Genomic DNA, 16,387 nt, shown 5'->3' with positions numbered 1-16,387 from the left:
TTCCGCCCGGAGTGCCCCGGGGACGTCAGGGTCTGCAAAAAAATGTCAGACCCTCCTGTTCCACTGAAACAGTGCTGTTTCTTCACTCAAACGTAGGGCAGCCACAGGCGTTTATCAAACATTTGTTCTAGCGAGTCTCGACACCGTTCGTTGATAAGTGCTAAAAATGTCATAGCAAGGTTCGAATATGTGTTCTATAAATCTGCTCCAGGCGTTGGATGTTCGAACGAGGTGTTCGAACAGACGGCGCCGGGGCAGGGGAACACACAGAATTGGCAGCCATGTACCGGCACCCGGCGCACGGCAATAGCTCAGAAGGGCTCAGCTCATGTCCGCAATCACTACGTTCGCTGATTTCCGCACCACCCAGGCGCCGGCGCGCCTGCGCCTGACCCGACGGGGGCGGATGGTCTTTTTCGGCATCCCGGCCATGCTGCTGGTTGCCGCATTGCTGAGCCTTGCAGGCTTTATTACCTCACCTGCCAAAGCTTCGGATTCGCAGGCGCAACTGCAGCCGCCCGTCGCCATCACCGTGACGGTCCAGCCGGGACAGTCGCTCTGGGGCATTGCCGGCGCCGCTGCTCCTGAGCGGGATCCCCGCGACGTCATCGCTGAGATCATCCAGCTCAACGACCTCCGTGGGGGCCGTATCCAGCCCGGCCAGCAGCTGTTCGTGCCGGCAAATTAGTTCGTACCGTCGGTATGTGAGCCGGCCGCCCTGCGTCACAGTTAGTCGGCAGTCCCGGCAGCCCCTTAAACTGTCTTGGTGAGTGACCAGCTTGAGCGACTAGACCGACTACCCCTTCGGACCAACCTGCGTGGACTTAGCCCATACGGCGCACCGCAGCTTGACGTCCCCATTTTGCTCAACGTCAACGAAAACACCCATGGCGTCCCTGCCGACGTGCAGGCGGCCATCACGGAAGCTGTTGCTGCCGCCGCCACCGGCCTCAACCGCTACCCGGACCGGGAGTTTACGGAACTTCGGGAGTCCCTGGCCGAATACCTCGGCCACAACCTCACCCCGGACAACATCTGGGCGGCCAATGGATCCAATGAGGTTCTGCAACAGATCCTCCAGGCGTTTGGCGGCCCCGGACGAAAAGCCTTGGGATTCCCGCCCACGTACTCCATGTATCCCTTGCTTGCCAGTGGCACTGATACGGAATACGTCAGCGGCATCAGGGCTGAGGATTACGGACTGGATGCAGAATCAGCCGCCGCGCAGGTCCGGGATACGGGCGCCAACATTGTTTTCCTGTGCTCACCCAACAACCCCACAGGTACAGGGCTGACCCTTGACGTCGTCGAGGCCGTTTACGAGGCCGGCGAAGCGAGCCGTGCCATCGTGATCGTCGATGAGGCCTACCACGAGTTCGCGCACGACAACACTCCGAGTGCGCTGACGCTGCTGCCCGGACGCGAGCGTTTGATCGTCTCCCGCACCATGAGCAAAGCGTTCGCCCTGGCCGGCGCCCGGCTGGGCTATATGGCTGCAGCTCCCGAGGTCACGGATGCCATCAGGCTGGTCCGCCTCCCGTACCACCTATCCGCTGTCACTCAGGCAACCGCCCTGGCTGCGCTCAACCACCGCGAAGCCCTCATGGCCGACGTTGAGGACATTAAGGTCCAGCGCGACCGCATCGTGACCGAACTCCTGCGCATGGGACTAAAGCCTGCGGCCTCGGACTCGAACTATGTCTTCTTCGGTGGGCTCGAGAACCCGCACGCCATCTGGCAGGGCCTGCTTGATGCCGGAGTGCTGATTCGCGATGTCGGTATTCCGGGCCACTTGCGGGTCACCGCGGGAACCGAACCGGAAACTACGGCTTTCCTCGAGGCGCTGGAAGCGCTGCTGGATGGCCAGGCGCCACAGTCCGCCTAAACTTGTCTATAGACCCACCCCACTCTTCGTGTATAAGGACGTCCCAATGAGCGAAACCGGCGCCACGCCGTCCGCTGCCCGTACTGCGCGCATGGAGCGCACCACCAGCGAATCCTCGGTCCTGGTGGAGATCAACCTGGACGGGGCCGGTGTCTCGGACATCAGCACCTCCGTACCGTTCTATGACCACATGCTGACTGCCCTGTGCAAGCACTCGCTGATTGACATGACCGTCAAAGCCACAGGCGATACCCACATTGACGCCCACCACACGGTGGAAGACGTGGCCATCACCTTCGGCGAGGTCCTGCGCACCGCTTTGGGCAACAAAGCCGGCATTCGTCGCTTTGGCGAAGCCACGGTTCCGTTGGATGAAGCCCTGGCCCATGCTGTCGTGGATGTTTCCGGGCGGCCTTACCTGGTCCACGGGGGTGAACCCGCCGGGCAGGAGTACCACCTCATTGGTGGTCACTTCACCGGCTCCTTGACCCGGCACGTCTTCGAGGCCATCACGCTGCACGCAGGCATCTGCTTGCACATGAACGTCCTTGCCGGCCGCGATCCCCACCACATTGTCGAAGCTCAATTCAAGGCCTTTGCCAGGGCACTGCGTGCCGCAGTGGAATCGGATCCCCGGGTTGAGGGCATTCCGTCCACCAAGGGGGCATTGTGAGCGGACAAGTACTCAAGGACGGGGCAGTGGCCGACACCAGCGCGTTGGTCAAGCCCGAGTCCCCGGAAGGCAAGCCCACGGTCACGGTGCTCGACTACGGTTCGGGCAATGTACGGTCCGCTGTGAGGGCCTTGGAGCGGGCCGGTGCGCACGTGGTGCTCAGCTCCAAGCCTGAAGACGTGCTCAATGCCGACGGCTTGGTGGTTCCGGGCGTTGGCGCTTTCGAGACCGTCATGAAGGAACTCAAAGCCGTGGATGGCATCCGGATGATCGGACGCCGGGTAGCCGGTGGTCGCCCCGTGCTGGCCATCTGTGTCGGTTTGCAGGTCCTCTTTGAAGCCGGTGTTGAACACGGCACGGAATCCGAGGGCATGGCTGAGTGGCCAGGCAAGGTGGAACTCCTGCCTGCCCCCGTTGTGCCGCACATGGGCTGGAACACCGTGGATGTCCCGGAAGGTTCCAAACTTTTTGCCGGTGTGGAGAACGAGCGTTTCTATTTTGTGCACTCTTATGGTGTGCAGGAGTGGAACTTCGACGTTGTGCAGCCGCGCATGGCCCCGCCCCAGGTGACGTGGTCCGAGCACGGCGCGCGTTTCATTGCCGCCGTGGAAAACGGACCTCTGTGCGCAACGCAGTTCCACCCGGAGAAGTCCGGCGATGCCGGCGCCCGCCTGCTGCGGAACTGGGTGGACGGCCTGAAAAAGCCGGGCACTCCAGCGGCGGAAGCTACTGGAAGCGGTGCGGCCTAGATGTGGTCTGTTGTTCTCATGGGCCTGGCGGGCGTTCTGGTGGGTGGAGGCATTTCGTTTCACCAGCAAAAGAAGCCCCGTTGGGTACCCATCTCTTTCTATGTTCTGGCGGGGTTGTCCCTGCTGGCTGCTTACCTCCTGACGCTGCCCGGTAACTGAGCCGGTCACCCACAACCCGAGTCAAACCTCGAACTCCAAGGACCCACATGACCACCTCCACCCAGCCAGTGCTGGAACTCCTGCCCGCCGTCGACATCGTTGACGGCCAGGCAGTCCGCCTCCTCCAAGGGGAGGCCGGCTCGGAAACCAGCTATGGAACACCCCTGGAAGCAGCCTTGAACTGGCAGAATGCCGGTGCTGAATGGGTTCATATGGTGGACCTTGATGCCGCGTTCGGCCGTGGCAACAACGCTGACCTCATCAGCGAAGTAGTGAAGCAGTTGAACGTCAAGGTTGAACTGTCCGGCGGCTTGCGCGATGACGAATCGTTGGAGCGTGCGCTGGAATTGGGCGTGGCGCGCGTGAATCTTGGCACGGCAGCGCTGGAGAACCCTGAATGGACCCGTAGGGCCATTGACCGCTTTGGTGACAAGATCGCCGTCGGACTCGATGTCCGCGGCACCACGCTCGCAGGGCGCGGCTGGACCAAGGAAGGTGGCGACCTCTGGGAGGTCCTGGCCCGCCTCGAGGATGCCGGCTGCGCACGCTATGTGGTCACCGATGTCACCAAGGATGGAACCTTGCAGGGCCCTAACGTGGAGCTGTTGCGCCAGATGGTTGAAAAGACCGGAAAGCCCGTTGTGGCCTCCGGTGGCATTTCCAGCCTGGAGGACCTGCGCATCCTGCGTGAACTTGTGCCGCTGGGTGTAGAGGGTGCGATAGTGGGCAAGGCTCTGTATGCCGGTGCCTTCACGCTCCCTGAAGCCCTGGACGTTGCCGGTCGTCGCTGATGCCCCACGACACCGGACATCAGGACGGTAGCCAAGGCCACGCAGCTGGCGGCGGCCGCCACCTCCCAGGGCATATCGCCGCGGCATTGGCAGGTGCCGGGGGAGCGGCCGACTCTGCAGGGCAGCCGTGGGCCGGCAGGAGCCTCAGCGGGGACGACGCCAGGATCCACAATTTCGAGGACGACGACGGCACCGCCGACGCCGGATACCTCACCGCTGTTGCCGCGCTGGTCGGCGGAACCGGAACTGAGGCCGATGTTGTTTCCTCGCTTGCTGCTGCAAGGGTTTTTGTCCCCGTTGTAGCGCAGTTGGCCGAGGGCGCGGAGGGCGTTGACGGGCTGCACGCCGACAAACAGGCTGATATGGCATTGGTCACACTCAAGGCGCCCGATGGTCGGAAGGCCATGCCTGTCTTTACCTCTGCTGCGGCACTGGAGGCTTGGCATGGCGAGGCCCGTCCCGTAGCGGTTTACGCGGCCCGCGCTGCTCTTTCCGCGGTCTCCGAAGGCGCGCAGTTGCTGGTTTTGGATCCGGGGTCGGACTTCACGTTCGTGGTCCGCCGCCCGGCCATGTGGGCCCTGGCCCAACAGCGGGACTGGACGCCGTCATACCTTGATGATCAACTGGAGTCTGCTCTCGCTTCAACAGTGTCGGCCTTTCGGACCGTCCGCCGGCTTGAGACGCAACCCGGCGCAGGCGTCGCATCGTTGACAGCTGATGGCCGGACAGTGTCCGGCGGTGGGTCGGGTCCGGAGTTGCGGGTGGTGCTCTACCTTGAAGACGGACTCGATGCTGTGGCAGTTCAAGCGCTGGTGGCCCAACTTAATGAGGCGTGGGCGCGGATGGATTCCTTCGCTGAGGGCGTTGACTCCATTGAAGTGAAATTGCAGCGTGCGGCACAGGAGCCTGGGCCGCTCTAATGGCAGCCGGTTTTCCCGGTCTGCCCCGGGGGAACAAGAGGATTCAGCCAGTGAACTTCGCTCTCTACAAAGAGATGCTGTCCATCCGCCCTGTCCGGCGCTTGCTGGTAGTAGGCATGATCGCCCGTATTCCGCATTCTGCGGCCGGCGTCCTCCTCACCCTGCACATCGTCCTGACCTTGGGCCAAGGCTATGCAGCGGCAGGCGCAGCAGCGGCTGTGATGACCATTGGCATTGCCTTGGGCGCGCCGTGGCGTGGCCGAAGGGTGGACATGGTGGGCTTGCGGAAGGCCCTGATTCCGTCTGTGGTTTCCGAAACCGTGATCTGGTCCATCGTCCCGCACGTTTCCTATGAGTGGCTTTTGCCCTTGGTCTTCGTCGGCGGGCTCTTTACCCTGCCGATCTTCAGTGTTGTGCGGCAATCGCTGGGTGTCATGGTGGAGGGTGAGCAGCGTCGGTCTGCCTTCGCCCTTGATTCCATCGCAACGGAACTTGTCTTCATGATTGGTCCTGCCGTTGGCGCCATTGTTGCCACAAGCGGCCACTCGGCGATCGGCCTGACGGCGGTGGGCATCTCAGTTTCCGTGGCTGGCCTTTTCCTGATGTGGTTCAACCCGCCAACGCGAAGCGAAACGGCTTGCACACCTGAGGAGTCCGCGGATCGTGCTGCTGCCGACCTTGCTGCTGCCGAGGCAGCGATGGTGGCTTCCGCGCCGGCCCATGTCCAGGAAGCTGCCTCCGAAATGTCCTCGCCAACGTCTCGCAGCGCAGCTCTCAGGAGCCGGGTCGCGAGGAATTTCACCTGGTTCACTGTTTCCGTCGCTGCACTTTTCGCGGTGGCGGCAGGATCCGGCATGGTGCTCAGCGGCTCGGACGTGAGCATCGTGGGCTTGCTGGAGCGTGGCGGGCACGAAAACGAGATTGGCATCGTGTTCTTCTTCTGGTGCGCCTCATCCGTAGTTGGCGGGCTGATCTATGGCTCCATGAAGCGGTCCATTTCACCGATGTTGCTGCTGTTGGGCATGGCCGCACTGACCATCCCCATGGGTTTTGCCCAAGACACCTGGACCTTGGCCTTCCTGTCACTGCTGCCAGGCTTGCTCTGCGCGCCTGTGCTGTCCGCTTCCTCTGAAAAGGTGGCCGACCTCGTGGATGAGGAACGCCGAGGCGAAGCCATGGGCTGGTACGGCTCTGCCCTTACGGCAGGCGTTGCGCTCGGCGCTCCCTTGGCCGGGGTCTTCATCGACGCCGTTGGTCCCTCGGCTGGTTTCGCGGCCATCGGTTCAGCCGGCGTCCTGCTCTGTGTTGCGGGCCTGGTCCTGACCTCCCTGCGACGGCGGGCCGCACGCGTCTGATGTGGCAAAACTGAGGAAAACACGACGGCGGGTCGACCACATGTGGTCGACCCGCCGTCGGTGATTCCTGGGGCAGTGGGCGGCTAGTTAACCGGTCCGGTGAACTTTTCGCCCGGGCCCTTGCCCGGGGCGTCCGGGATGAGCGAGGCTTCGCGGAATGCCAACTGCAGTGACCGAAGGCCGTCGCGCAACGGACCTGCGTGCTGGGATCCGATCTCCGGGGCAGCGGCTGAAACAAGGCCCGCCAGGGCTGTGATCAGCTTGCGGGCTTCGTCGAGATCCTTGAGGTCCTCGGCGTTGGGGTCATCCGCCAGGCCTACCTTCACGGCAGCTGCGCTCATCAGGTGAACGGCGCCAGTGGTGATGACTTCCACGGCCGGTACTTCAGCGATGTCTCGGATCTGCTGGGAAACGCCGGAATCGGCGGCAGGGGTGGCGTCTTCGCTGTAGGAGTTGCGGGAATTGCTGTCTTCAGTGCTCATACTGGTAAGCTTGTCACAGACCGACTGGAAGTCGTTATTCATGGCCGGAAGTTCACGGCCAACATCAGCAGTAATGCTCCCGCCGCGTGCAATGTGCGCTTGGCGGGTTGTTTCTGTAGGATTGTCTTTCAGTTTGCAAGCGGAGTTCTCTCCCACCCGCGTCAGCCGTTTCCCTTCCGGGACTGATCCCTTCGGGGACAAGAGGTTGCCGGGTACCTGGTCGGACACTCGGGCGGCACAGCCACCCGCAGTGCGTACTTCCCGTAAGGGGAGTGCTGCCGATCTTCGAGGCCTTCGATTGCACCAGCAATTGGGGGCCTTCTCTATTTGCCGGTGAAATCACCACAACCACAGGAGCTTTAACATTAGCGAGCCAAGAATCAATGAGCGTATCCGCGTCCCCGAGGTGCGGTTGGTCGGCCCTGCCGGCGAACAGGTAGGAATTGTCCGCATCGAGGACGCGCTGCGTCTTGCTGCCGAATCCGATCTCGATCTCGTTGAAGTTGCCCCGCAGGCTAAGCCTCCTGTTTGCAAGTTGATGGACTTCGGCAAGTACAAGTACGAGGCTGCAGTCAAGGCCCGCGAAGCCCGCAAGAACCAGACCAACACGGTTCTGAAGGAAATTCGCTTCCGCCTCAAGATCGACAAGCACGACTACGAAACCAAGCGCGGCCACGCGCTTCGCTTCCTCGGTGCCGGTGACAAGGTCAAGGCCATGATCCAGTTCCGCGGTCGTGAGCAGCAGCGTCCTGAGATGGGCATTCGCTTGCTCCAGAAGTTTGCCGAAGATGTTGCCGAGGTTGGCATCGTTGAGTCCAGCCCTCGCATCGATGGCCGCAACATGGTCATGGTGATCGGCCCGCTGAAGAACAAGGCCGAAGCGAAGGCAGAAGCCCGCCGTGCCGCCCAGCGTGCTGAGGCCAAGGCCCAGAACGAGGCCAAGGCGTCCGGACGCGTGGACACCAATGGTGACCAGGCACCCCTGACGCAGAGCCTGGGTGACCTTCTTCCGGCCGGCCTGCTGGCAACCGAAGAAGAGACTACGCAGGAAACTGCTGAGGCTCCCGAGGTTGAAGCAGCAGTAGCCGAAGAGGCTCCGGCTGTTGAAGACGCCCCGGTGGCAGAAGAGGCAGTGGAAGTCGAGCAAGCTCCTGTTGCAGAGGAAGCTCCGGCACCTGTTGTTGAAGAAGCACCTGTTGTCGAAGAAGCACCCGTAGTCAAGGAAGCCCCGGCTCCCAAGGCTGTACCGGCAAAGGCTGCACCGGCCCAAAAGGCTCCGGCCGAAAAGGCTCCGGCTGCGAAGGCCGCCCCGGCTGTTGCTCCGAAGCCTGTGGTTCCGGCCGCTCCGAAGCCCGCTGTTCCTGCGGCTCCGAAGCCCATGGCCAAGCCGGCAGCTCCCAAGCCGGCAGCTCGGCCCGCGGCCCCCAAGGCCGCACCGAAGCCTGCATCACGCAAGACCAACTAGTTCAACGCCGCGGAGGCCCCGCCTCCACCGGCAAGCAACCAGCACGCCGGCCCTCGCAGGCCGGCTGCGCGAAAGAATCGCGGACTCGTCCGTGGATACGTAAGGAGATCGGTTCCCATGCCGAAGATGAAGACCCACAGCGGTGCTAAGAAGCGCTTCAAGCTGACCGGTACCGGCAAGCTGAAGCGCCAGCAGGCCAACCGCCGTCACTACCTGGAGCACAAGTCCTCCAGGCTGACCCGTCGCCTTGCCGGCGACAAGCTCGTCTTCAAGGGCGATGCCAAGGTCATCAAGAAGATGCTCGGCGTCTAAGTTCCAAGTTCTTTGGTTACTGCCATCCGGCAGTGGCCGACTACACCAAAAGCCTTCTCAGGCCGGCCGGGTTTCCGGCAGTAGCAGCTTGGGATAAAGATTTCTGAAGGAGTACGCACGTGGCACGTGTGAAGCGGGCGGTAAACGCCCACAAGAAGCGCCGGGTTGTCCTCGAACGCGCCAAGGGTTACCGCGGTCAGCGTTCGCGCCTGTACCGTAAGGCCAAAGAGCAGCTGCTGCACTCGTTTGTGTACAGCTACGGTGACCGCCGTAAGAAGAAGGGTGACTTCCGTCGCCTCTGGATCCAGCGCATCAACGCTGCATCCCGCGCCAACGGCCTCACCTACAACCGTCTCATCCAGGGCCTGAAGGCCGCTGAGGTTGAGGTTGACCGCCGCATGCTGGCCGAGCTGGCTGTCTCTGACGCCAACGCTTTCGCCGCTCTGGTGAACGTTGCCAAGGCTGCACTTCCGGCTGACACGTCCGCTCCGGCCGCCAAGGCTGACGCTGCTCCCAAGGCTGCTGCTGCTCCGAAGGCTGCAAAGGTTGCTCCGGCTGCCGCTACGGCGACGGCCGTCAAGGCTGTTGTTTCCGAGAAGCCGGCCATCGAGGGCGCAGTTGCCGCTGATGGCGATGAGGCTCCGGAAGGCTACGCCATCAAGGGCAACGCCGAGTCCAAGAAGTACCACGTTCCGGGTTCCACCTGGTACAACACCACGGCTGCTGAGTACTGGTTCTCCACCGTTGAGGCTGCAAAGGCTGCCGGCTTTGAGCCTGCAGGTGGCGAAGCACGCCAGCAGATCAAGAACTAGTCGCAACTGCCACTAAAGTTCTTTATATGAACCAAACCGGGCGCCCGCAAGACTTTCCGATGACCAACCCCCGAGCAGATCGGGTGAGGGACGTCGCCAAGCTTGCCGGGCGCCCGGCGCGTTTAAAACGCGAACGATTCCTGGCAGAGGGTCCCCAATCGGTGCGCGAGGCGTTGAGCCTCCACCGTGAGCGCAGTGCGGCGGGAGGTCCCGCCGTCGTGCATGAAGTGTTTGCCAGCGAAGCGTGCCTGGACCGTCTTCCGGAACTCGCCGATCTCGCGCAGGGGACGCCGCTCCGGCTGGCCAGTGACGAAGTTCTGGCCGCCATGGCAGACACAGTCAATCCGCAAGGGATCGTGGCTGTGTGCAGTTTTGTGGACGTCACCCTGGACTCAGTGCTCGACGCCGGCCCTCGGCTGATCGCTGTCATGTGCCAGGTCCGTGACCCTGGTAATGCGGGCACGGTCCTTCGCGCAGCTGACGCGGCCGGTGCTGATGCCGTGGTCCTGACGGGCTCGAGCGTGGATATTTACAACCCCAAAGCCGTCCGGTCCACTGCCGGTTCGCTGTTCCACCTTCCGGTGGTGCTGGGAGTGGATGTTCAAGACCTCGTGGAGCGGTGCAGGGAACGCGGTATTGGCATCCTGGCCGCTGATGGTTACGGGACCGTGAACCTGGACAAGCTTCAGGATGAAAATGCTGCCCGGAGGCTTGGAAACGGTTCCGTTGCCTCGGACTACGCGCTGGAGGCACCCACAGCGTGGCTTTTCGGCAATGAGGCGCAAGGTTTGTCGGACCATGAGTTGGCACTTGCCGACCATCGGGTGGCTGTCCCCGTCTACGGGTCGGCTGAGAGTTTGAACCTCGGTACGGCCGCCACTGTGTGCCTGTATGCCAGTGCACGTTCCCAGCAGGGCGCCATAGTGGGGAATGTCTAAACACTGCGGCGCCGGGTACGTTAATGCATGCGGGATCAGACGACGACGACTCTTCTTGGCTCATGACTTACATTCCGAACCCGAAGAGGTGAAGCTTTCGTGGCTGCAGGTGGCGGTACCAAAGCGATTGTGGCGGCTCTCGCTGCCAATTTGACCATAGCTGTCTTGAAGTTCGTGGCGTTCTTCCTGACAGCATCATCGTCAATGCTCGCCGAAGCCATCCACTCAGTGGCAGACTCCGGCAACCAGATCCTCCTGTTGGTGGGCGGCAAGCGAGCCAAACGGGCTGCAAGCGCGGAGCATCCGTTCGGTTATGGCCGCGAGCGGTATATCTATGCGTTCATTGTCTCGATTGTGCTGTTCAGTGTTGGCGGCCTGTTTGCCCTGTACGAGGCTTGGGAGAAGTTCCAACACCCCCATGGCATTGAGGGGGCTTTCTGGTGGGTCCCGCTGGCAGTTCTGGTGGGTGCCATCATCGCTGAGTCGTTTTCGTTCAGGACAGCGATCATCGAGTCGAACCACATCCGCGGCAAGCAGTCATGGGTTAAGTTTGTCCGCAACGCCAAACAACCGGAACTTCCTGTCATCCTCTTGGAGGACTTTGGTGCACTCCTTGGCTTGCTCTTCGCGCTGTTCGGTGTGAGCATGACGCTGGTTACCGGAAATGGTGTCTGGGATGCCCTCGGTACAGCCATGATCGGTCTCCTGCTGGTGGCCATCGCCGTGGTCTTGGCCGTGGAGACCAAGTCCCTGTTGCTGGGGGAATCGGCAACCAAAGAGGACGTCCAGCGCATTACCGAAGCGTTGGAAGCGGACGGAACGCGCATCATCCACCTCAAGACGCTGCACTTGGGCCCGGAGGAACTCCTGGTGGCCGCCAAGATTTCCATGGGGGCCACTGAGACGGGCCAGGAGATAGCCAAGGGGATCGACGACGCCGAACAGCGGATCCGCGCGGCCGTCCCCATTGCGAGGGTCATTTACCTGGAGCCGGACATCGAACGCGTCCAAGCCCCTGGGTTGGGCTGACGTAGCCCACAGGCTTCTTTGTCTCAGCCGTTCAGCGGTCTTTTACGTTCCAGCAGGCCGCTGATCAGGGCGACGCCGAGCCCCAGGATGGCCAGCACAGCGCCCACAAGGGCAGGAGCGACGTAACCCCAGCCCCACGCGATCACGGTGCCGCCCAGGAAGGCTCCCAAGGCATTGGCGATGTTGAGGGCGGAGTGGTTCAACGAGGAGGCCAGGGACGCGGCGCCCGGCGCAGCGTCCAGCAGGCGGGTCTGCAATGCGGGGGTCAGCATTGAACCGACGCCACCAACAACGAACGCCATGATGAATGCCGCCCAGGCCCAATGCGCTGCTACGGCGTAGACCACCAGCGCCACGGCGATGCCCGGCATGACCCAGTAGATGGTTCCCATGACCGACTTGTCCGCAATGCGTCCGCCGATGATGTTGCCTACCACCATGCCGAGGCCGTAAAGGGCCACGACAGCAGGAATGAGACTCTCCGGAATGCCTGCCACGGACGTCATGGTGTGGGCAATGTAGGTGTAGACGGCAAAGAACCCGCCAAAGCCAATGATGCCGATCAGCAGGGCAAGCCAAACCTGCAGGCGCTTGAGGGCACCCAGTTCACGTCGGATACTGGCATCGGGGTGTGCTGCTTCGAAGGGTACGAACTTCCACACCATGGCAACAGTCAGCAGCCCGATGGCACCAACAATGACGAACAGCAGCCGCCACCCGAACGTCTGTCCCACCCACGTGGCCAAGGGGACACCAATGACGTTGGACACCGTGAGGCCGGCCATCACCATGGAAATCGCCCATCCGCGCTTGGTGGGGGCAACCAGCCCGGCGGCGATGACTGCCGCCACGCCGAAGAAGGCTCCGTGCGGAAGGCCCGAGGCGAAGCGTGAGAGCAACATGAAGCCGTAGTCCGGTGCGACAAAAGAGGTCAGGTTCGCCAGCGACAAGAACAGCATGAGTCCAAGTGCCAGATGCTTTTTGGGGAGCTTGGCTCCGAACGCGGCGAAGATTGGTGCACCGATAACCACACCCAGGGCGTAGGCCGAGATCAGGTTTCCCGCCTCGGGCGTGCTGATGCCGAGTCCCTCCTCCACTTCCTTCAGCAGGCCCATCATGGCGAACTCGGTGGTGCCGATGGCAAATCCGCCCATGGCCAACGCCAGAATGGCCATGCCAAGGTGACGCTTTGATGCTTTGGCGGCGATGGACGGGGACACGGTGGTAGTCATAAACCTGTTTCTTAGGGTGTGCCTTGCGGCTGGGGAATCTGGAGAAAATCCGATAACAAGCTTAGTGCCGCGCTTGTCCTTTGGCGTCGGAATGTGATGATGCCCATCAAGCGGCCGCCCCTAGACTGGGGAAGTGACTGCGCTGATAAACGTTGTTGGAGCCGCGATCGTCGACTCCTTGGAAGCACCTACGCGCCTTCTTGCCGCGCGCCGCTCGGCACCGCCTCAGTTTGCAGGGATGTGGGAATTTCCCGGAGGAAAAGTAGAAGCCGGCGAAGCTGCAGAGGCCGCCCTCCACCGGGAACTCGCAGAAGAGCTCGGCATTGAGGTTCGGCTCGGGGCGGAGTTGGAGTCGGGTCGTCCGGATGGGTGGGTCCTCAATGAAAGGGCCGTGATGCGTGTTTGGTTCGCGGAACTTGTGGCCGGGGAGCCTGCGCCCTTGGAAGACCACGATGAACTTCGATGGGTTTCCGTGGAGGACGACCACCAAGCGCTCGGCCTTCCGTGGATCCCGGCAGACTTTCCAATTGTCAGGGCCCTGCTGGACCGGGTGGTCACTGCTGCGTAGCAGCACCGCTGGATAACGCTGCAGGGGAGTGCCTCCGTGGCTGTCGAATCAGCTCAGAAGAGTGGCTGCTGCCCGGGCACGGAAACACCGCCCGGGCGGTTTTCGGCAGCCTGCGGGCGGGCATTGCGATGGCTGAACCCGGAGGTCCTCGTGTAGCCGTACTTTGCCTTGAAGTGGGTGATCCGGCCGGTCAACCAGGTGCTGTATTCCTTGGAGACGCAAGAGCCCTGTCCGTAGAGGCGGCGGTACTTTCCGACCAGTTCGGGGTGCTGGCCGGTCAGCCACTTCATGTACCACTCCCGCGTTCCCGGCTTTAGGTACAGGGCTCCTGCGGTGACTCCGGTGGCGCCGGCCTTGGCGAGTTCGCTGAACAAGGAATCAAGGGCTTCGTCCGAATCGGTCAGCCAGGGCAGGATGGGCATCGCCATAACGCCGCATCCCAATCCGGCATCCCTGAGCCGTGAGATGAGTTTGAGCCGTGCCCGGGGTGAGGGCGTGCCGGGTTCCACCAACTCGGCGAGATCCTCATTGGTCATCGCGAGCGAAATGCCCAGGTCCACAGGGACCATGGTGGCAGCATGCTTGAGCAGGGGGATGTCCCTTGCCAGCAGGGTGCCCTTGGTCAGGATGGAAAATGGTGTTCCCGAGTCCGCAAGCGCACGGATGATCCCGGGCATCAAGGCGTAGCGGCCTTCGGCTCGCTGGTAGGGATCGGTGTTGGTTCCCAAAGCAACTTGATGCCGTCCCCACGACGGCTTGGCCAGTTCCCTCCGCAATACTTCGGCGGCATTGATCTTCACTACCACTTGGGAATCAAAGTCCCGTCCGGCGTCGAACTCCAAGTATGTGTGGGTCTTGCGGGCGAAGCAGTAGACGCACGCGTGGCTGCAGCCACGGTAAGGGTTCACGGTCCACTCAAACGGCATGGCCGAACCCGAAGGCACCTTGTTGAGCACTGACTTTGCGGTGACCTCATGAAAGGTGACTCCGGAGAATTCGGGTGTCGAGATGGAACGCACCAGCCCGGCCAGCGGCAGTAGCGCATCCATGGCCGGGGCAGGGCCTGGAGCTGAAGTGCCGCCGTCGTCGGACGCCGGTCCACGGGTAGGTGACAGTGCTTGTGCGTCCCATCTCATGGTCTCTATTCGAATGTATGTTCGAATGGATGTCAAGGACCCGGGGCCTGACGTCTCTAATACCCGGTCGGGCGTTGCTAAGGTTGCCCCATGATTCTGCTGACCGGCTTTGAACCTTTCGGCCAGGACGATGTCAATCCTTCCTGGCATGCCGTGCGCCGAGCGCAGGAAATCCTCCGGGCCGAGGGGATCGAGGTCGAAGCCCGCGAGCTGCCCTGCATCTTCGGTGAGTCGGCCACAGCACTCAGCGGAGCACTTGCCACCATCAAACCGGACCTTGTGCTCTGTGTGGGCCTGGCTGGTGGCCGGGCCCGGATATCCCTGGAACGGGTGGCCATCAACTGCGATGACGCACGGATCCCCGACAACAAAGGCCAAAAGCCTGTGGACGAGGAAGTTGTCCCGGGCGGCCCGGCGGCATACTTCTCCACCTTGCCCATCAAGGCCGCACTGCGGGACCTCCAGATCGCAGGAATTAAAGGCGAGGTATCCCAATCCGCAGGTACGTACGTGTGCAACCACGTTTTCTACGCCTTGATGCACCTGCTCGCATCGACCCCTGACGTCCGCGGAGGTTTCGTGCACATTCCGTATCTTCCGGACCAGGTATCTCCGGAAAGCGGAACCCCAAGCATGCCCCTGGAAGCCGCAGCGGAGGGACTCGCCGTCGTGGTCCGGACCGCCCTAGGGACGAAGGTGGATGCTGCCTTGAGTGCTGGCAGTATCCACTAGAGGAGCTCCCATTCCACGGTAACGCTGGCAGTAACCGAGGACTCCCCGGCTTCCACCGGCAGCGCTTCAGCGGAGAACGATGCCCTGACCATCCCGCCCAGCGGTATCGGGGCGCCATGTACTGGTTCCTGGGTTATGGACTTGACCTGGCCCAAGCGGGCTGAGGCCAGGGACGCGTACTGTTCGGCGCGTGCCAGGGCGTCCTGCCAGGCCGCTTCCTGCGCTTGTGTGGTCACCAAGGTCGAATCGGCGAAACCTTGTTCGATTCCATTGATCCTGATGTCGTCACCGCCGGCCGCAACAGCGGCAGCGATGGCCGCCGGAGCATCAGCGTGGGATCGGATCCCCACCTGCAGGTTGGTGGAGGCAACATATGCCGCCACCTTCTGCCCTTGGCCTTCAACCCACACCAGATCGGCCCGCAGATTCAGTCCGCTGGTCCGCAGGTCGACATCAGTGACACCGGCTTCCCGCAAACCGGCCGCTACAGCGACAGCCGCCTTGCCGGCGTCGTCGTATGCCTGCCCGGCTGTTTCCCTGCGCGTTTCCACCCCCAAGGTTAATGTGACCAAGTCTGGAACCGCTTTGGCGCTCGCAGTACCGGTAACAGTGATGGTTCGCTTCATGAGGCCTCATTTCCCTTGCCGGCAGTGTTGCCCTGCCGATGGTGGTCCTTGTCAATGTATCCGCCCGCCGCGAGCCCGGCCTGACGTTCAAAGAAATTGTTCAACGCCGGATTGCCGCTGCGGATCATGGACCAACCGGCGGCGATTCCGTAGAAGGCAAGGAACGGCAAGCCCAGGCAGTACGCGTATTGGGTACTGTGCCGTTCCTCGTGGCCCAGCAATACAGGATTGCTGCCGGCAACTCCGTGCGGTGCCCGGTAGAGAATGACGTTGCCCAGTGTGAATGCCCCCGCATGAGGGAGCTTCCAGCCATAGCCGGCCGCGATCAGGAGTCCACGCGGCCCGCGGGAGACGGTGGTTCGGGACGCGACGGCGACCATCAGTCCCAAGGGCGTGGACAGGTTCACGACGTTGGCGAGCTGCCTGAGGCGGTGCGCGGGCATCATGAGGCCAATGCTAGACCCCAGGCGGATGGGCACGTTGAATCCCATCCGTGACGTTCAACTAGACTGAACGGTAGTGC

At 62.3% G+C, this 16,387-nt stretch carries 19 protein-coding genes; 14 read left to right on the top strand and 5 right to left on the bottom strand.

Annotated features, from left to right (window positions below):
* Positions 1–328 precede the first annotated feature (328 nt).
* The 7 genes from M1D51_RS14065 (at position 329) to M1D51_RS14035 (ending at position 6,532) form a co-directional block, all read left to right on the top strand.
* Positions 329–688 carry a LysM peptidoglycan-binding domain-containing protein gene (locus tag M1D51_RS14065; protein ID WP_172322791.1) on the top strand — a complete coding sequence of 120 codons (360 nt, stop codon included), beginning with the start codon at positions 329–331 and terminating at the stop codon, positions 686–688.
* 78 nt (positions 689–766) lie between these two features.
* A complete protein-coding gene (locus M1D51_RS14060) occupies positions 767–1,885 on the top strand; it encodes a histidinol-phosphate transaminase (RefSeq protein ID WP_458106922.1) in 1,119 nt (372 codons plus the stop codon).
* A gap of 46 nt (positions 1,886–1,931) precedes the next feature.
* A complete protein-coding gene (hisB, locus tag M1D51_RS14055; RefSeq protein WP_458106921.1) occupies positions 1,932–2,558 on the top strand; it encodes an imidazoleglycerol-phosphate dehydratase HisB in 627 nt (208 codons plus the stop codon).
* The gene (hisH, locus tag M1D51_RS14050; protein ID WP_458106920.1) at positions 2,555–3,307 is read left to right on the top strand and encodes an imidazole glycerol phosphate synthase subunit HisH; all 753 of its coding nucleotides are present in this window, start codon (positions 2,555–2,557) and stop codon (positions 3,305–3,307) included. Before hisB ends, hisH begins: the two co-directional genes overlap by 4 nt.
* A 206-nt stretch (positions 3,308–3,513) precedes the next feature.
* Positions 3,514–4,257 carry a bifunctional 1-(5-phosphoribosyl)-5-((5-phosphoribosylamino)methylideneamino)imidazole-4-carboxamide isomerase/phosphoribosylanthranilate isomerase PriA gene (priA, locus tag M1D51_RS14045; protein ID WP_458106919.1) on the top strand — a complete coding sequence of 248 codons (744 nt, stop codon included), beginning with the start codon at positions 3,514–3,516 and terminating at the stop codon, positions 4,255–4,257.
* Positions 4,257–5,177: an SseB family protein gene (locus M1D51_RS14040; RefSeq protein WP_458106918.1), complete on the top strand. Its 921-nt coding sequence runs from the start codon at positions 4,257–4,259 to the stop codon at positions 5,175–5,177. The genes priA and M1D51_RS14040 overlap by 1 nt, the downstream gene beginning before the upstream one ends.
* Before the next feature lie 50 nt (positions 5,178–5,227).
* On the top strand, positions 5,228–6,532 hold the full coding sequence (locus M1D51_RS14035; RefSeq protein ID WP_172322786.1) for an MFS transporter: 1,305 nt from the start codon (positions 5,228–5,230) through the stop codon (positions 6,530–6,532).
* An 83-nt stretch (positions 6,533–6,615) separates the two neighbouring features.
* Here M1D51_RS14035 and M1D51_RS14030 read toward each other — a convergent pair whose 3' ends face one another.
* The gene (locus tag M1D51_RS14030) at positions 6,616–7,014 is read right to left on the bottom strand and encodes a DUF1844 domain-containing protein (RefSeq protein WP_172322785.1); all 399 of its coding nucleotides are present in this window, start codon (positions 7,012–7,014) and stop codon (positions 6,616–6,618) included.
* 406 nt (positions 7,015–7,420) lie between these two features.
* Between M1D51_RS14030 and infC the strand changes: the two genes are divergently transcribed.
* The 5 genes from infC to M1D51_RS14005 all read left to right on the top strand — a co-directional run bounded on the left by infC (position 7,421) and on the right by M1D51_RS14005 (position 11,570).
* The gene (infC, locus tag M1D51_RS14025; RefSeq protein ID WP_458106917.1) at positions 7,421–8,479 is read left to right on the top strand and encodes a translation initiation factor IF-3; all 1,059 of its coding nucleotides are present in this window, start codon (positions 7,421–7,423) and stop codon (positions 8,477–8,479) included.
* A gap of 117 nt (positions 8,480–8,596) precedes the next feature.
* A complete protein-coding gene (gene rpmI / locus M1D51_RS14020) occupies positions 8,597–8,791 on the top strand; it encodes a 50S ribosomal protein L35 (RefSeq protein WP_011774324.1) in 195 nt (64 codons plus the stop codon).
* 119 nt (positions 8,792–8,910) lie between these two features.
* Positions 8,911–9,603, top strand: coding sequence for a 50S ribosomal protein L20, sunset domain variant (gene rplT, locus M1D51_RS14015; protein WP_458106916.1), 693 nt, complete (start codon positions 8,911–8,913; stop codon positions 9,601–9,603).
* 26 nt (positions 9,604–9,629) lie between these two features.
* Complete coding sequence (locus M1D51_RS14010) at positions 9,630–10,541, top strand: TrmH family RNA methyltransferase (RefSeq protein ID WP_172322783.1); 912 nt, start codon at positions 9,630–9,632, stop codon at positions 10,539–10,541.
* Between the two features lie 99 nt (positions 10,542–10,640).
* Positions 10,641–11,570 (top strand): cation diffusion facilitator family transporter, encoded by a 930-nt coding sequence (locus M1D51_RS14005; protein ID WP_458106915.1) that lies wholly within the window; start codon positions 10,641–10,643, stop codon positions 11,568–11,570.
* A gap of 23 nt (positions 11,571–11,593) precedes the next feature.
* Here M1D51_RS14005 and M1D51_RS14000 read toward each other — a convergent pair whose 3' ends face one another.
* Positions 11,594–12,802, bottom strand: coding sequence for an MFS transporter (locus M1D51_RS14000; protein WP_172322782.1), 1,209 nt, complete (start codon positions 12,800–12,802; stop codon positions 11,594–11,596).
* A 133-nt stretch (positions 12,803–12,935) separates the two neighbouring features.
* On the opposite strand from M1D51_RS14000, the gene M1D51_RS13995 reads away from it, so the two are divergent.
* The gene (locus M1D51_RS13995) at positions 12,936–13,370 is read left to right on the top strand and encodes a (deoxy)nucleoside triphosphate pyrophosphohydrolase (protein ID WP_458106914.1); all 435 of its coding nucleotides are present in this window, start codon (positions 12,936–12,938) and stop codon (positions 13,368–13,370) included.
* A gap of 53 nt (positions 13,371–13,423) precedes the next feature.
* On the opposite strand, the gene M1D51_RS13990 is transcribed toward M1D51_RS13995, so the two are convergent.
* Complete coding sequence (locus M1D51_RS13990; RefSeq protein WP_458106913.1) at positions 13,424–14,506, bottom strand: Rv2578c family radical SAM protein; 1,083 nt, start codon at positions 14,504–14,506, stop codon at positions 13,424–13,426.
* 90 nt (positions 14,507–14,596) lie between these two features.
* Between M1D51_RS13990 and pcp the strand changes: the two genes are divergently transcribed.
* Complete coding sequence (gene pcp / locus M1D51_RS13985; protein ID WP_458106912.1) at positions 14,597–15,238, top strand: pyroglutamyl-peptidase I; 642 nt, start codon at positions 14,597–14,599, stop codon at positions 15,236–15,238.
* Here the strand turns inward: pcp and M1D51_RS13980 are convergent.
* Together M1D51_RS13980 and M1D51_RS13975 are read right to left on the bottom strand one after the other, a co-directional pair.
* The gene (locus tag M1D51_RS13980) at positions 15,235–15,864 is read right to left on the bottom strand and encodes an SIMPL domain-containing protein (RefSeq protein WP_458106911.1); all 630 of its coding nucleotides are present in this window, start codon (positions 15,862–15,864) and stop codon (positions 15,235–15,237) included. The genes pcp and M1D51_RS13980 overlap by 4 nt on opposite strands.
* Positions 15,861–16,310 carry a hypothetical protein gene (locus M1D51_RS13975; protein WP_458106910.1) on the bottom strand — a complete coding sequence of 150 codons (450 nt, stop codon included), beginning with the start codon at positions 16,308–16,310 and terminating at the stop codon, positions 15,861–15,863. Before M1D51_RS13975 ends, M1D51_RS13980 begins: the two co-directional genes overlap by 4 nt.
* Positions 16,311–16,387 lie beyond the last annotated feature (77 nt).

It is taken from the genome of Arthrobacter sp. R3-55 (genome assembly GCF_054161505.1).
This window is presented reverse-complemented; position numbering and strand designations above follow the sequence as displayed.

Coding starts and splice junctions, on each gene's coding strand:
- M1D51_RS13980 (WP_458106911.1), bottom strand. CDS start 15,864: ATGAAGCGAACCATCACTGTTACCGGTACTGCGAGCGCCAAAGCGGTT.
- hisB (WP_458106921.1), top strand. CDS start 1,932: ATGAGCGAAACCGGCGCCACGCCGTCCGCTGCCCGTACTGCGCGCATG.
- priA (WP_458106919.1), top strand. CDS start 3,514: ATGACCACCTCCACCCAGCCAGTGCTGGAACTCCTGCCCGCCGTCGAC.
- M1D51_RS14065 (WP_172322791.1), top strand. CDS start 329: ATGTCCGCAATCACTACGTTCGCTGATTTCCGCACCACCCAGGCGCCG.
- pcp (WP_458106912.1), top strand. CDS start 14,597: ATGATTCTGCTGACCGGCTTTGAACCTTTCGGCCAGGACGATGTCAAT.
- M1D51_RS14010 (WP_172322783.1), top strand. CDS start 9,630: ATGAACCAAACCGGGCGCCCGCAAGACTTTCCGATGACCAACCCCCGA.
- M1D51_RS14040 (WP_458106918.1), top strand. CDS start 4,257: ATGCCCCACGACACCGGACATCAGGACGGTAGCCAAGGCCACGCAGCT.
- M1D51_RS13975 (WP_458106910.1), bottom strand. CDS start 16,310: ATGATGCCCGCGCACCGCCTCAGGCAGCTCGCCAACGTCGTGAACCTG.
- rpmI (WP_011774324.1), top strand. CDS start 8,597: ATGCCGAAGATGAAGACCCACAGCGGTGCTAAGAAGCGCTTCAAGCTG.
- M1D51_RS14030 (WP_172322785.1), bottom strand. CDS start 7,014: ATGAGCACTGAAGACAGCAATTCCCGCAACTCCTACAGCGAAGACGCC.
- M1D51_RS14000 (WP_172322782.1), bottom strand. CDS start 12,802: ATGACTACCACCGTGTCCCCGTCCATCGCCGCCAAAGCATCAAAGCGT.
- M1D51_RS13990 (WP_458106913.1), bottom strand. CDS start 14,506: ATGAGATGGGACGCACAAGCACTGTCACCTACCCGTGGACCGGCGTCC.